Here is a 14,918-nt window from a genome sequence, read left to right as displayed (position 1 = left end):
GGGCGAGCACCGTTGTGTCGCCAGAAAGACTACTTGGTAACCAGCTCTACCGGAGTTTCGATGACGCCGTTGGCGCCGCTATCGACTTTCTCGCCCTTGATGATTTTCAGCGCGGTCTCAATGCCGAACACTGCTTGCCGGGCAGCAAACTGGTCGGCGGTGGCCAGGACACGGCCATCCTTGAGCATTGGCTTGATCGCATTGATGTTGTCGTAACCGACCACTTGCACCTTGCCGGCCTTGCCGGCGGCACGTACGGCAGAGACCGCACCGACCGCCATGCTGTCGTTGCCGGCAAGCAGGGCCTTGATGTTCGGGTATTCGCTGAGCATCGACGAGGCCACTTTGCCGCCCTTGTCGATTTCCCAATCGCCGGACTGCAGGGACACGACTTTGATCTGCGCCGCTTCCATCGCATCCTTGAAGCCGGCAGTGCGCTGCTGGGCGTTGGTGGTGGTGGAAACGCCTTCGATGATGCCGACTTCGTCACCGGCCTTCAGTTGCTTGGCCAGGTATTCACCCACCAGGCGCGCACCTTTGCGGTTGTCCGGGCCTACGAATGGAACGGTGATGTTTTTGCTTTTGACGACAGCCGGGTCCAGCTGGTTATCGATGTTGATCACGGTGATACCGGCATCGACTGCTTTCTTGATGACCGGGACCATGGCCTTGGAGTCTGCCGGAGCGATGACCAGCGCGTTGACCTTGGACAGGATCATTTGCTCGACGATGCGCGTCTGGCCGGCCGTGTCCGTTTCGTCCTTGATGCCGTTGGAGATCAGCTCGAAGTCGCCGGAGTGGTCTTTCTGGTAGGCCTTGGCGCCGTCTTCCATGGTCAGGAAGAACTCGTTGGCCAGGGATTTCATGACCAGCGCGACTTTAGGTTTTTCAGGGGTTGCGGCGAATGCCGAAGAGACAGGCAACGCGGCGGATGCGGCAGCCAGCATAGCGACAGCGAGAAGACGTCCAGCGAATGGCAGCTTCATGGGTTCACTCCGATCTTATGATTATTCTTAGCAACGCTTGCGCTGGATCATCAATGGATCAACCCATCGACGGCGACCGCGCAAACGTTTGCGTAGACCGAACTATGCGAACCCTGCCGAGATTTGTCAACGACCTGTTCTGTGTATCCGTTGGCAAAAACCAACCCGTTTTTTTATCACGCCGTGGTGTTGACCAGACCGCCACCGCTGGAATCCTTGGCCAGCTCCTTGACCAGATTGCCGGTCACTTGCGCCAGCGCAGCGCTGGTATTGGCGATTTGCCCCTGGATTGTCATGACTGCGCTGGCCTTGGCTTCCGGGGTCGAATAATTCGCCGCCTGAGCGGCCGCCAGTTGCTGTTGCTGTTCGCGCAGTTGCTGCTGCAGTTCCTGCATGCGCTTGAGCAATACCTGCACCGCAATACTCTGACTGCTGGTTTTCTCGGATTTGCTTTCGCTCTGAGCCGCCGCGCCGCCACCGGTTCTGACCTGCTTGTCGTCGCCCTGCTCTTCGCCCAGCGCCTGGGCCGAGGCGTCGGATGTTGCTTCACTCAAGTCGTTGATGGTCGCCGGGGATTTACCCCCGATAGTGATTGCGCCTGCATTTGCAAAACCGACAGTAAACGACATGTGAACTCCTGAAAAAATAGATCCTTTAAAGGAGCATCGACCTGTGCGGGGTTTTCTTTAGCACCGATTTTCGATTTTGCAAGGCGACCTTCTCAATGAAGGTCGGTGAGCCGAACATAAAAGCTGAACATATTCGGAAACCCGGACAGCCAGGCGCGAAGTATCGCCAGCCACGGCAACAATATTGATAAAAATCATCAGGTTAAAAGATCACCTTCTCCAGCGTCCGACTGGTACAGATCCTGCTCTTCTTCTACACCCCCGGCGTTCAGATCTGCTTGGGGCGCTTCTAGATGAACTTGCATCTGCACCGCCTCACTACTAGAGAAAACAATAATGAAATCTGCCTTCAACACTTTTATTCCGGGCGCCTTGGCCCTGCTTATGCTTCTGCCTACAGCCCTTCAGGCAAAAGAAATCGAAACCCAACAGAAACTGGCGAACGTGGTGATCCTGGCCACCGGCGGCACCATTGCCGGCGCTGGCGCCAGCGCCGCCAACAGCGCCACCTACCAAGCGGCGAAAGTCGGCATCGAACAATTGATCGCAGGAGTTCCGGAACTGAGCCAATTGGCCAACGTTCGCGGCGAACAAGTCATGCAGATCGCATCCGAAAGCATCACCAACGACAACCTGCTGCAACTGGGACGTCGCGTGGCTGAACTGGCCGACAGCAAAGACGTCGATGGCATTGTCATCACCCACGGCACCGACACCCTGGAAGAAACTGCTTACTTCCTGAACCTGGTGGAGAAAACCGACAAGCCGATTATCGTCGTCGGCTCCATGCGCCCTGGCACCGCCATGTCGGCCGACGGCATGCTGAACCTGTACAACGCCGTCGCCGTGGCCAGCAGCAAAGACGCGCGCGGCAAAGGCGTGTTGGTGACCATGAACGATGAAATCCAGTCGGGTCGCGATGTCAGCAAAATGATCAACATCAAGACCGAGGCGTTCAAAAGTGCCTGGGGGCCGTTGGGCATGGTGGTCGAAGGCAAATCCTACTGGTTCCGCCTGCCGGCAAAGCGTCACACCATGGACTCGGAATTCGACATCAAAACCATCAAGAGTCTGCCTGACGTCGAAATTGCCTACTCCTATGGCAACGTCAGCGACACCGCCTACAAAGCCCTTGCGCAGTCGGGCGCCAAAGCCATCATCCACGCCGGCACCGGCAATGGCTCGGTATCGTCCCGCGTGGTTCCCGCCCTGCAGGCCTTGCGCAAAGACGGCGTACAAATCATTCGCTCTTCTCACGTCAATGCCGGCGGTTTCGTGCTGCGTAACGCTGAACAGCCTGACGACAAGTACGACTGGGTTGTTGCTCACGACCTGAACCCGCAAAAAGCCCGCATCCTGGCCATGGTCGCACTGACCAAGACCAACGACAGCAAAGAGCTGCAACGGATGTTCTGGGAGTACTGATTCGCCCGCGCCCGACCCGTTCGCGGTCGGGCACCGCTGTCACCACTCGCCAGTCCTGGCGAGTGGTTCACGACCTCTTTCCGATAAAAAATCTCCCTTCGCCCTACACCAAACGGAAAAAACCACTGTCAGAAGATTTTCTTGAATTTTAAGCAGTTGCGAAAATGCCTACAGTTAAATACTGTATGCACGTACAGCTTAATAAGGATAACTCCGTGGCCACTACCTCCGCCTCTCCTGACGCTTACGAACGCCTGGGTATGCGCATTCAGAAAATCATCAATTCCCCCACCGCCCAGAAAGCCAAAGCTGCACTGATCTTCCGTCTTCCGGACGAACCCGTGGATGAGTGGGAGCGTTTGCTCGAAGAAATCGATGAGAACGACAACGTCACCCTCGCCCATCGCGACGATGGCGGCGTGCAGATTTTCTGGGTTGTGCCGAAGGAAGATTGAGTCAATGAGCGTCCGCTGGTTTGCTTTGCTGTTTCTGCTCATCACCCTTGGTGCCCAGGCTGGCGCCCCACGCACCTTCAACGAAGCCAAGAAAGTCGCCTGGAAGTTGTACGCTCCGCAATCCACCGAGTTTTATTGCGGCTGCAAATACACCGGCAACCGCGTGAACCTCGCCGCCTGTGGTTATGTGCCACGCAAAAACGCCAAGCGCGCCTCGCGCATCGAGTGGGAACACATTGTCCCGGCCTGGCAGATCGGCCATCAGCGTCAATGCTGGCAACAAGGAGGTCGCAAGAACTGCACGCGCTACGACCCGACCTATCAAAAAGCTGAGGCCGACCTGCACAATCTGGTACCCAGCATCGGCGAGGTGAATGGCGATCGGAGCAATTTCAGTTTCGGCTGGCTACCCGTGCAATCGGGTCAATATGGCTCGTGCCTGACTCAGATCGACTTCAAGGCGAAGAAGGTCATGCCCCGCCCTTCCATTCGCGGCATGATCGCCCGAACGTATTTCTACATGAGCAAGCAGTACGGCTTACGCCTGTCGAAACAGGATCGGCAATTGTACGAAGCCTGGAACAAGACCTACCCGGTTCAGGCATGGGAACGTCAGCGCAACCAGAGCGTGGCGTGCGTGATGGGCCGCGGCAACGAGTTTGTCGGCCCCGTAGACATGAAGGCTTGCGGCTAACCGGCTGCCAGCACTTTCTCCCGGCAGATTGCGCCCCGCACAAACAAAAACGCCCCGACCAAAGTCGGGGCGTTTTCATGTGCGGCTAAGGCTTAGCGCGGGAATGCTGGCGGGTTTACACCGGCCATGTCTTCCATCACGCGAACTACCTGGCAGCTGTAACCGAATTCGTTGTCGTACCAGACGTACAGAACAACGCGGTTGTCGTTGCAGATGGTCGCTTCAGCGTCCACTACGCCTGCGTGGCGCGAGCCCACGAAGTCGGTGGAAACCACTTCCTGCGAATTGACGAAGTCGATTTGCTTATGCAGATCGGAGTGCAGCGCCATGTAGCGCAGGTACTCGTTCATCTCTTCACGGGTGGTGGCTTTCTCAAGGTTCAGGTTGAGAATGGCCATCGACACGTTTGGCGTCGGAACGCGAATCGCGTTACCGGTCAGCTTGCCGGCCAGTTCAGGCAGCGCCTTGGCGGCAGCAGTGGCAGCACCGGTCTCGGTGATCACCATGTTCAACGCGGCACTACGGCCACGACGATTGCCTTTGTGGAAGTTGTCGATCAGGTTCTGGTCGTTGGTGTACGAGTGAACCGTTTCAACGTGACCGTTGACGATGCCAAACTTGTCGTTGACAGCTTTCAGCACCGGCACGATAGCGTTGGTGGTGCAGGAAGCGGCAGAAACGATCTTGTCGTCAGCGGTGATTTCACCGTGGTTGATACCGTGAACGATGTTCTTCAGCTTGCCTTTGCCAGGCGCGGTCAGAACAACGCGGTCGATACCCGGGCAGGCCAGGTGCTGGCCCAGGCCGTCGGCGTCACGCCATACACCGGTGTTGTCCACCAGCAGCGCGTTTTTGATGCCGTACTGGGTGTAGTCCACTTCAGTCGGGTTCTTCGCGTAGATAACCTGGATCAGGTTGCCGTTGGCGGTGATGGTGTTGTTGGCTTCATCGATGGTGATGGTGCCGTTGAACGAACCGTGCACCGAGTCGCGACGCAGCAGGCTGGCACGCTTGACCAGATCGTTCTCGGCGCCCTTGCGGACAACGATGGCGCGCAGACGCAGGCCGTCGCCACCACCGGTTTTCTCGATCAGGATGCGCGCCAGCAGACGACCGATACGACCGAAGCCGTACAGGACAACGTCGGTGCCGGTACGGCCGGAACCATTCTGCTTGCCGACCACATCAGCCAGTTCGTCACGGACGAACGCTTCGGCGGTACGGCCATTGCCTTCGGCCTTGAACTTGACGGCCAACTTGCCCAGATCTACCGAAGCAGCGCCGAGCTTGAGCTCGCTCATTGCCTTGAGCAGCGGGAATGTTTCGTGGACGGACAATTCGCTGTCATCGGACTGGCGATGGCGAGCAAAGCGGTGAGCTTTGAGAATCGCGATGACAGACTGGTTGATCAGACTGCGGCCATAGATCGAGCTCACCACGTTGTTATTGCGGTAGAGCTGACCGATAAGCGGAATCATCGCTTCTGCGAGTGCTTCACGGTCGATCCATTCACCAAGACACTGGTCGGGCTTCTGAGTCACGGGAACCTTCCACATGTAGGGGCAGAAAAAAGGGGCTACATTATGCCGCCGAGTGCCTCCCGTAGCAATGCGCGCCTGTCGCACGAGCGGTAACAAAATTCCGTTCAAAAAAATCACGCCCCGCGCCAGCCCAGTAAATACGGGGCTTTCAGCACAGTCAATTTTTCGACGATAACGCCACAGTGTCCGTAACCATCCGTAACACCGAGCGGTTTTGGCACTACATTTCCAGTATTAAATCGCCAGTTTTTGTCATTACCACTACATTTTGCTCACCCTGTGTATATAGACACAGTCTGCAACTGACAGCCGGCACCCGAGACCGTTACAATTACCGACTTTGTCGCAACGCTTGGAGCTCAACCTTCCGTGCCCGTTCTGCGTCTACCGCTTCTCCCTGCCGCGGCAGGTAAACAGCACTGGGGCAACCTGCCCGGTGCCGCCCTGAGCCTGGCCATCGCCGAGGCCGCCAGCGCTGCCAAGCGCTTTACCTTGCTACTGACCGCCGACAGCCAGAGTGCCGAACGGCTGGAACAGGAGCTGAGTTTCTTCGCCCCGGATTTGCCTGTTCTGCACTTCCCCGACTGGGAAACCCTGCCCTACGACCTGTTCTCGCCACACCAGGACATCATCTCGCAACGCATCGCCAGCCTGTATCGGTTGCCGGAGCTGGCGCATGGCGTTCTGGTGGTGCCGATCACCACTGCCCTGCACCGTCTGGCGCCGACCAAATTCCTGCTCGGCAGCAGCCTGGTGCTGGATGTCGGCCAGAAACTCGATGTCGAGCAGATGCGCACCCGGCTTGAAGCCACCGGATATCGATACGTCGATACCGTGTACGAGCATGGCGAATTTACTGTGCGTGGCTCGCTGATCGACCTGTTCCCGATGGGCAGCAAGTTGCCTTATCGCATTGACCTGTTCGACGACGAAATCGAAACCCTGCGCACTTTCGACCCGGAAAACCAGCGTTCCATCGACAAGGTCGACTCGGTCAAACTGTTACCGGCCAAGGAATTCCCGCTGCAGAAAGAAGCCGTGACCCGTTTCAAGGCGCGGTTTCGCGAGCGCTTCGATGTCGACTTCCGTCGCTGCCCGATTTTCCAGGATTTGAGCAGCGGGATTACGCCGGCGGGCATCGAGTACTACCTGCCGCTGTTCTTCGAGGAAACCTCCACCCTGTTCGATTACCTGCCCCAGGACACGCAAGTGTTTTCCCTGCCGGGCATCGAACAGGCTGCGGAAAATTTCTGGAACGATGTGCGCAACCGCTATGAAGAGCGCCGCGTCGATCCGTCCCGTCCTTTACTGCCACCGGCCGAGTTGTTCCTGCCGGTGGAAGACTGCTTTGCGCGCCTGAAGAGCTGGCCCCGTGTGGTGGCCAGTCAACAAGACGTCGAAACCGGTGTCGGCCGCGAGCGCTTCCCGGCTCAGCCGCTGCCGAACCTGGCCATCGAAGCCAAGGCCACTCAGCCGTTGGCGGCGCTGGCCAGTTTCCTCGACGAATTCCCCGGCCGCGTGCTGTTTACCGCCGAGTCCGCGGGCCGTCGTGAAGTGCTGCTGGAATTGCTCGAACGCTTGAAGCTGCGACCGAAAACCGTCGACAGCTGGCCGGACTTTGTCGCTAGCAAAGAGCGCTTGGCGATCACCATTGCCCCGCTCGACGAAGGCCTGTTGCTGGACGACCCTGCCCTGGCTCTGGTTGCCGAAAGCCCATTGTTCGGTCAGCGCGTGATGCAGCGCCGTCGCCGCGAGAAACGCGCCGACGCAAACAACGATGCGGTGATCAAAAACCTCACCGAGCTGCGCGAAGGTGCGCCGGTGGTGCACATCGATCATGGTGTCGGGCGTTATCTGGGGCTGACGATCCTGGAAATCGACAACCAGGCCGCCGAGTTCCTGACCCTCGAATACGCCGAAGGCGCCAAGCTGTACGTGCCGGTGGCCAACCTGCACCTGATCGCTCGCTACACCGGCAGCGACGATGCCTTGGCCCCGCTGCACCGCCTCGGTTCCGAGACCTGGCAGAAAGCCAAGCGCAAAGCCGCCGAACAGGTGCGCGACGTGGCCGCCGAGTTGCTCGACATCTATGCCCGCCGCGCCGCTCGCGAGGGTTATGCCTTCGCCGACCCCAAAGCCGATTACGCGACCTTCAGCGCCGGTTTCCCGTTCGAAGAAACTCCGGACCAGCAAACCACCATCGAAGCGGTGCGCGAAGACATGCTCGCGCCCAAACCGATGGATCGCCTGGTCTGCGGCGACGTCGGTTTCGGCAAGACCGAAGTGGCCATGCGCGCGGCGTTCATCGCGGTGCACGGCGGTCGTCAGGTGGCGATTCTGGTGCCGACCACCCTGCTCGCCCAGCAACACTACAACAGCTTCCGCGACCGCTTTGCCGACTGGCCGGTGACCGTGGAAGTGATGAGCCGTTTCAAGTCGGCCAAGGAAGTGAACGCCGCGGTTGCGGACCTGGCCGAAGGCAAGATCGACATCGTTATCGGCACACACAAGCTGCTGCAAGATGACGTAAAAATCAAAAACCTGGGGCTGGTGATCATCGACGAAGAGCACCGTTTCGGTGTCCGTCAGAAAGAACAGCTCAAGGCACTGCGCAGTGAAGTCGACATCCTGACACTGACCGCAACGCCGATTCCGCGGACGCTGAACATGGCGGTGTCGGGCATGCGCGACCTGTCGATCATCGCCACACCGCCGGCCCGTCGCTTGTCGGTGCGTACCTTCGTCATGGAGCAGAACAAGAGCACGGTCAAAGAGGCCCTGCTGCGTGAGTTGCTACGTGGCGGCCAGGTCTACTACCTGCACAACGATGTGAAGACCATCGAGAAATGCGCCGCCGACCTCGCCGAACTGGTGCCGGAAGCGCGGATCGGCATCGGCCACGGGCAGATGCGCGAACGTGAACTCGAACAGGTGATGAGCGACTTCTACCACAAGCGCTTCAACGTGCTGATCGCCTCGACCATCATCGAGACCGGCATCGACGTGCCGAGCGCCAACACCATCATCATCGAGCGCGCCGACAAGTTCGGCCTGGCCCAGTTGCACCAGTTGCGTGGCCGGGTAGGTCGCAGTCACCACCAGGCGTATGCTTACCTGCTGACACCGCCACGCCAGCAAATCACTCCCGACGCGGAAAAGCGTCTGGAAGCGATCGCCAACACCCAGGACCTCGGCGCGGGCTTCGTGCTCGCCACCAACGACCTGGAAATCCGTGGCGCCGGCGAACTGCTGGGCGACGGCCAGAGCGGGCAGATCCAGGCCGTGGGTTTCACGCTGTACATGGAAATGCTCGAGCGTGCGGTGAAGTCGATCCGCAAGGGCGAACAGCCGAACCTCGATCAACCGCTGGGTGGCGGTCCGGAAGTCAATCTGCGTGTACCGGCGTTGATTCCTGAAGACTACCTGCCGGACGTTCATGCTCGACTGATTCTCTACAAACGCATTGCCTCGGCCACCGATGAGGAAGGCCTCAAGGACCTGCAAGTGGAGATGATCGACCGCTTCGGCCTGTTGCCGGAACCGACCAAGAACCTGGTGCGGATCACGGCGCTGAAATTGCAAGCCGAACAGCTGGGCATCAAGAAAGTCGACGGCGGCCCGCAAGGCGGTCGGATCGAATTCGCGGCACAGACCCCGGTCGACCCGCTGACACTGATCAAACTGATCCAGAGCCAGCCCAAACGCTACAAATTCGAAGGCGCCACGATGTTCAAGTTCCTCGTGCCGATGGAGCGCCCCGAAGAACGCTTTAATACTGTAGAGGCGCTATTCGAGCGCCTCATTCCGACCACTGCTTGAAGGACGCCGCATGCGCCTGTTTCGCTCACTGACCTTGCTGATGACGTTGTTGATGTCGCTGCTCGCCTCGACCGCGTTTGCCGCTGATCTGTATCAGGTTGAAATGATTCTGGTACGGCAAAACGCCGTGCCTGCCATCGTCAGCCGAGCCGCGCCAGAAGACTGGGCTGCCGGTGCCCAACGCATCAGCCCCGACAGCTTTCGCACGCCAAGCCTGAATGCCGAAGTGGAAAAACTCACTGCCAGCAACGAGTACACGGTGTTGCTGCACAAGGCCTGGCAACAGAACCTGGGTGAAGAAGCCAGCAAAATCGCGATCAGCGAAGGCAAGGAACAGTTCGGCCAATTCCCGATCGAGGGCACGTTGAACCTGAAACTGGGGCGTTTCACTGACGTCGACGCCGACTTCTGGGTCAATCAGATTGACGCCAACGGCATGGTCACCGCCAGCGAACGCCTGAAGCAGGAAAGCCACACCAAGAACGGCCTGCTGAACTTCCTCGACAATGGTCACCTGGGCCTGTTGATCAAAATCACCTCGCTGACCGCCCCTGCACCTCGGCCAGTCCCTGATGAAATTCCGGACTGATTGAAGCCCTTATGTCCTCCGCGACCCTGAGCAAACCCCTGGCAACATCCTGGGTCAGCCGATTCAAGGAACAGAGCCTGGAGCGTGGCCGCCGCTACGCACTGGAGAACCGCGTCAGGATCGTCGAAGTCGGCGACGCCACCATCACCGCCAGTTGCGAAGGCTCTGGCGGTAACGTTTACCGTCAGACCATTCGCCTGCGCGAGTCGGCCAAAGGCACCTTGCTGATGATCGACGCCACGTGCACCTGCCCGGTTCACAGCAACTGCAAACATTGCGCAGCGGTGTTGCTGCAAGTGCAGGAAACCCTCGCGTATCCGGCAGCCGCGAAAGACGCCGAACTGCTGGAAAAACTTCAGGCCGTATTGGAAAACCGTAGCCCGAAAGCGCCGCCGCAAGTGCTGGTGGACAACGTGCAACCGGTGCCGCGCCTGTGGCTGGCGAGCATCGAGTTCAGCGCCTTCGAACCGCGCAACGGAAAAATGCAGCGTTACATTCAGCATCGCGCGGCGCTGTCCTTCAGCTATCTGGACGAATACGTCAGCGGACAGAAAAACGCTGACATCCTGATTCGTCAGGAGACACAGACGCTGCGGATAAAACGTCACCCGGAAGTCGAACAGACCTACAGGGAGCAGCTGCGGATCCTCGGTTTCAAAGTCGCCACCCGACAAAGTAAGGCCTTGCCAGAAAGTGCCGGCGAACTCTACGAGATGGTCAACGACAGCGCCTGGCTGACCTTCACCCTCAATGAGCTGCCGAAGTTGCGCACCCAAGGCTGGGAATTGCAGATCGACGAGGATTTCGGCTTCGACCTGACTGCCGTGGACGACTGGTACGCCACCGTCGAGCAGGCACCTGAGCGCGACTGGTTCGACCTGGAACTGGGGATCATCGTCAACGGCGAACGCCTGAGCCTGCTGCCGATCCTGTTGAACCTGATGCGCTCCCACACCGAAATCCTCAATCCGGAACGGCTCGCCCGACGTCGCGACGACGAACTGATCCTGGTGAACATTCCACAACGTCGCAGCACCGACCAGGGCCCGTTGCAGGTCGCCCTGCCCTTCGGCCGCCTGAAACCAGTGCTGGCCACCCTTGGCGAGTTTTACCTGCAAGAGCCCGGCGAAACCACGCTGCGCCTGAGCAAGGCCGACGCCACGCGACTGAACCCGCTGGAAGGCCTGCCGCTGCTCTGGGAAGGTGGCGAGCAGATCCGCACCTTTGCCCAGCGCCTGCGCGACATCAAGGACCACACCGCCGCAGCGCCCGAGGGCCTGAATGCCACCTTGCGCCCGTATCAGCTGGAAGGCCTGAGCTGGATGCAGTCGTTGCGACAACTGGAAGTCGGCGGGATTCTCGCGGACGACATGGGCCTGGGCAAAACCCTACAGACCTTGGCGCACATTCTCAGCGAGAAGAACGCCGGGCGCCTCGATCGGCCGTGCATGGTGGTCATGCCCACCAGCCTGATTCCGAACTGGCTCGACGAAGCGGCGCATTTCACGCCCCAGCTCAAAGTGCTGGCGCTGTACGGCGTCAGTCGCAAAAAGCATTTCGATAACCTGGCCGATTACGACCTGATCCTGACCACCTATGCACTGCTGCCCAAGGACGTCGAACGTCTGGCCGCGCAGCCATTGCACGTACTGGTGCTGGATGAAGCGCAGTACATCAAGAACCCCAACAGCAAGGCCGCCCATGCGGCCCGTGAGCTGAATGCTCGCCAGCGCCTGTGCCTGAGTGGCACGCCGCTAGAAAACCACTTGGGCGAGCTGTGGTCGCTGTTCCACTTCCTGCTGCCGGGTTGGCTCGGTGACGTGAAAAACTTCAACCGTGATTACCGCGTGCCGATAGAAAAACGTGCCAGTGAAGTACGACTTCAACACCTGAACGGTCGGATCAAACCGTTCCTGCTGCGCCGGACCAAGGAACAAGTGGCCACCGAACTGCCGCCGAAAACCGAAATCGTCCATTGGGTCGAGCTCAACGAAGCCCAGCGCGATGTGTACGAAACCATGCGCCTGGCCATGGACAAGAAAGTCCGCGACGAGATCACCCGCAAAGGCGTGGCACGCAGCCAGATCATCATTCTTGAGGCACTGCTGAAGCTGCGTCAGGTGTGCTGTGATTTGCGCCTGGTCAACGATGCTGCCCTGCCCGCTCGCGGCAGTACCTCCGGCAAACTCGATAGCCTGATGGAAATGCTTGAAGAGCTGTTCGAGGAAGGTCGGCGGATTCTGCTGTTCTCGCAGTTCACCTCAATGTTGTCGCTGATCGAGGACGAGCTGAACAAACGTGGCGTGGCGTATGCAATCCTGACCGGCCAGACCCGTGACCGACGCACGCCAGTCAAGGAATTCCAGAGCGGCAAGCGTCAGATCTTTCTGATCAGTTTGAAGGCTGGCGGTGTGGGCCTGAACCTGACCGAAGCCGATACGGTGATTCACTACGACCCTTGGTGGAACCCGGCGACGGAGAATCAGGCGACGGATCGTGCGTATCGCATTGGTCAGGAGAAGCCGGTGTTCGTCTACAAGATGATTGCCAGGGGCACGGTGGAAGAGAAGATTCAGCATCTGCAGAAGGAAAAATCCGATCTGGCCGCAGGCGTGCTGGATGGACGCAAGACCGGGGACTGGAAGTTGCAGAGCGATGATATCGAGGCGTTGTTTGCGCCGTTGCCGGAAAAAATCGATAAGTAGCAGGGATAGTCAGATCGCGATTACGAGCAGGCTTGCCCCCACAGGGTGAGCATCAATCCTGCGGGAACCTGCTCGCGAAAGGGGTCTTCTGAAATCGGACATGTCCTCCTGTAGGAGCGAGCGATGCGGCGACCCGACTTGCCCGCGAAGGCGGTGTGTCAGTCAACGTCGATGTTGAATGCGCTGACGCCTTCGCGGGACAGCAAAACAATGCTGTTGATGACAGAGTTTACGATAAGTAGGACTCGCGCTGGGATTCGATCAGGGTCAGAGCAGCCTCCCAGGCCAGGTCGATGATGTTGTCCTGTTCATCGCGGTCAAACTGTTCGGCGGTGTGCGCACAGACTTCCGGAGACGGGTAATGCAGCGCCGAACCACCGGCCAGCGCTTGAACCTGTGCCTGACAGGCACGCTCCAGGAAGTGAATTTCCTGAAATGCCTGGGCCACGCCGGAGCCACCGACCAGCAGGCCGTGATTACGCAGGATCATCGCCCGATGCGGCCCCAGATCGGCAATCAGACGCTCGCGCTCATCCAGCGACAGGGCAATGCCTTCATAGGTGTGATACGCCAACTTGCCGTAAAACTTCAACGCGTGCTGACTGATCGGCAACAAGCCGTGCTTCTGCGCGGCGACGGCCATGCCGGCGGCGGTGTGAGTGTGAATCACACAGTTTAGATCCGGGCGAGCCATGTGGATTGCCGAGTGGATCACAAAGCCTGCGGCATTGACCCGATGACCTTTGTAGGCCGGATCGACCACTCGCCCTTCCTGATCGATGCGCACCAGATCCGAGGCGCGCATGCGGTCGAAAATAACCCCGTAGCGGTTGATCAGAAAGTGATGCTCAGGCCCTGGAATCCGCAGGGTAATATGGGTGTCGATCAGGTCGGTCATGCGAAAGTGCGCGACCAGGCGATACAGCGCGGCCAGTTCGCAACGGGCTTGCCATTCAACCGTGCCGATGTGTTCAGGTTTACTCACGAATACACCTCTTTAGCAGCGCACTCTGTGGCGCTTGTGGGCTTTATCGCTGCCATGACAGGATTAGTCAATTTTCATAATCTTATATTTACTATTAGTACTGCTACTACATGGAATCCTTATGCCCTCCACTTCGAACCCGTGGGTTGGTCGCCGCTTTCTGAATGACCGTCTCGACTGGAACCTGCTGCGCACTTATCTGGTGATCGGTCAGGAAGGCAGCATGAGTCGGGCCGCCGCGCGGCTGCACATCACCCAGTCGGCGGTCAGCCAGGCTTTGAAGCGTCTGGAAGAACAACTGGAATGTGTGTTGATCGCCCGCAGTGGAAGGCGGTTCGATCTGACGGAAACCGGGGAAGAAGTCCTGCGCATTGCAACGGACATTTACGGCGATATTTCGCGCCTGGGAACGGTGCTGGAGAGTCGGCACGACGACGTGGTCGGCAAGATCCGCATCCTCACCGTCAGCGGCGTGCAAGCACGACACTACGATGAGTTCCTCGCCGACTTCCATGAAACCCACCCGAAAGTCGAGCTGGAAGTCGAGGTGATGGGCAGTTCGAACATCATCAGTTCGTTGCTGCAAAAGACCGCGACCATTGGCGTCGGATTATGCCGTTTACCGCAGCCGCGACTGGAACAGAGAGTATTGTTTCGCGAGCGTTATGCGTACTTTTGCGGGCAGCGTCATCGACTTTTCGGACAAGAGAATCTGACCCTTGAACAGCTCGCTGCAGAGAACTTCGTCAGCTTCACCAGCGATCAGCTCGGCGGCAACCTTTCACCCCTGACCCTGTTTCGCGACCAGCAAGGCTTTACCGGCAAGATCGTTGCGTCATCCACCAGTTTCGAAGAGATTTACCGCTTGATCTGCGCAGGGTTTGGTATTGGGTGTTTGCCGACTCATCTGGTGCGCAGGGATGTCGAGCAAGGTTTGCTCTGGCGTTTGCCGCCGGAAGACGGCGTGGTGGATTTCGATATCCAGCTGTTGTGGAATCGCGAGCAGAAGATGAATCAGGCCGAAACCGTGTTCCTGGAAAGCTTCCAGCACATGCTCAGCATTCGTGAGCCTGTGCTGTGAAGCCTTGAT

The 14,918-nt window shown here is 58.6% G+C and carries 12 protein-coding genes; 7 read left to right on the top strand and 5 right to left on the bottom strand.

The window, feature by feature from the left end:
• Positions 1-29: 29 nt before the first annotated feature.
• The 3 genes from FFH90_RS09960 to FFH90_RS29945 form a co-directional block, all read right to left on the bottom strand.
• Positions 30-986 (bottom strand): sugar ABC transporter substrate-binding protein, encoded by a 957-nt coding sequence (locus FFH90_RS09960; protein WP_019582837.1) that lies wholly within the window; start codon positions 984-986, stop codon positions 30-32.
• A 176-nt stretch (positions 987-1,162) separates the two neighbouring features.
• Positions 1,163-1,615 carry a hypothetical protein gene (locus tag FFH90_RS09955; protein ID WP_111455368.1) on the bottom strand — a complete coding sequence of 151 codons (453 nt, stop codon included), beginning with the start codon at positions 1,613-1,615 and terminating at the stop codon, positions 1,163-1,165.
• A 197-nt stretch (positions 1,616-1,812) separates the two neighbouring features.
• Complete coding sequence (locus FFH90_RS29945; protein WP_167331207.1) at positions 1,813-1,971, bottom strand: hypothetical protein; 159 nt, start codon at positions 1,969-1,971, stop codon at positions 1,813-1,815.
• Between FFH90_RS29945 and FFH90_RS09950 the strand changes: the two genes are divergently transcribed.
• The 3 genes from FFH90_RS09950 (at position 1,952) to FFH90_RS09940 (ending at position 4,189) form a co-directional block, all read left to right on the top strand.
• Positions 1,952-3,040: an asparaginase gene (locus FFH90_RS09950; protein ID WP_018930289.1), complete on the top strand. Its 1,089-nt coding sequence runs from the start codon at positions 1,952-1,954 to the stop codon at positions 3,038-3,040. The two genes, FFH90_RS29945 and FFH90_RS09950, sit on opposite strands and share 20 nt — an antisense overlap.
• Positions 3,041-3,204: 164 nt before the next feature.
• A complete protein-coding gene (locus FFH90_RS09945; RefSeq protein ID WP_064616810.1) occupies positions 3,205-3,495 on the top strand; it encodes a DUF1654 domain-containing protein in 291 nt (96 codons plus the stop codon).
• 4 nt (positions 3,496-3,499) lie between these two features.
• On the top strand, positions 3,500-4,189 hold the full coding sequence (locus FFH90_RS09940; RefSeq protein ID WP_138867070.1) for an endonuclease: 690 nt from the start codon (positions 3,500-3,502) through the stop codon (positions 4,187-4,189).
• A 92-nt stretch (positions 4,190-4,281) separates the two neighbouring features.
• On the opposite strand, the gene FFH90_RS09935 is transcribed toward FFH90_RS09940, so the two are convergent.
• Positions 4,282-5,745 (bottom strand): glyceraldehyde-3-phosphate dehydrogenase, encoded by a 1,464-nt coding sequence (locus FFH90_RS09935; protein ID WP_026286742.1) that lies wholly within the window; start codon positions 5,743-5,745, stop codon positions 4,282-4,284.
• Between the two features lie 354 nt (positions 5,746-6,099).
• Between FFH90_RS09935 and mfd the strand changes: the two genes are divergently transcribed.
• The 3 genes from mfd to FFH90_RS09920 are packed head-to-tail and all read left to right on the top strand — an operon-like array spanning position 6,100 to position 12,843.
• Complete coding sequence (mfd, locus tag FFH90_RS09930; protein ID WP_018930293.1) at positions 6,100-9,549, top strand: transcription-repair coupling factor; 3,450 nt, start codon at positions 6,100-6,102, stop codon at positions 9,547-9,549.
• A gap of 10 nt (positions 9,550-9,559) precedes the next feature.
• A complete protein-coding gene (locus FFH90_RS09925; RefSeq protein ID WP_018930294.1) occupies positions 9,560-10,138 on the top strand; it encodes a CsiV family protein in 579 nt (192 codons plus the stop codon).
• An 11-nt stretch (positions 10,139-10,149) separates the two neighbouring features.
• Positions 10,150-12,843, top strand: coding sequence for a DEAD/DEAH box helicase (locus FFH90_RS09920; RefSeq protein ID WP_138867069.1), 2,694 nt, complete (start codon positions 10,150-10,152; stop codon positions 12,841-12,843).
• 229 nt (positions 12,844-13,072) lie between these two features.
• Here the strand turns inward: FFH90_RS09920 and FFH90_RS09915 are convergent, their stop codons facing one another.
• On the bottom strand, positions 13,073-13,828 hold the full coding sequence (locus FFH90_RS09915) for a class II aldolase/adducin family protein (protein ID WP_064616808.1): 756 nt from the start codon (positions 13,826-13,828) through the stop codon (positions 13,073-13,075).
• A 121-nt stretch (positions 13,829-13,949) separates the two neighbouring features.
• Between FFH90_RS09915 and FFH90_RS09910 the strand changes: the two genes are divergently transcribed.
• Positions 13,950-14,909, top strand: coding sequence for a LysR family transcriptional regulator (locus FFH90_RS09910; protein WP_064616807.1), 960 nt, complete (start codon positions 13,950-13,952; stop codon positions 14,907-14,909).
• The last annotated feature ends 9 nt before the right edge of the window (positions 14,910-14,918 follow it).

The sequence above is a fragment of the Pseudomonas sp. ATCC 43928 genome, assembly GCF_005938665.2.
Lineage (GTDB): Bacteria > Pseudomonadota > Gammaproteobacteria > Pseudomonadales > Pseudomonadaceae > Aquipseudomonas.
Note: the sequence above shows the minus strand (reverse complement) of the source record. Positions and strands in the feature narration are given on the sequence as shown.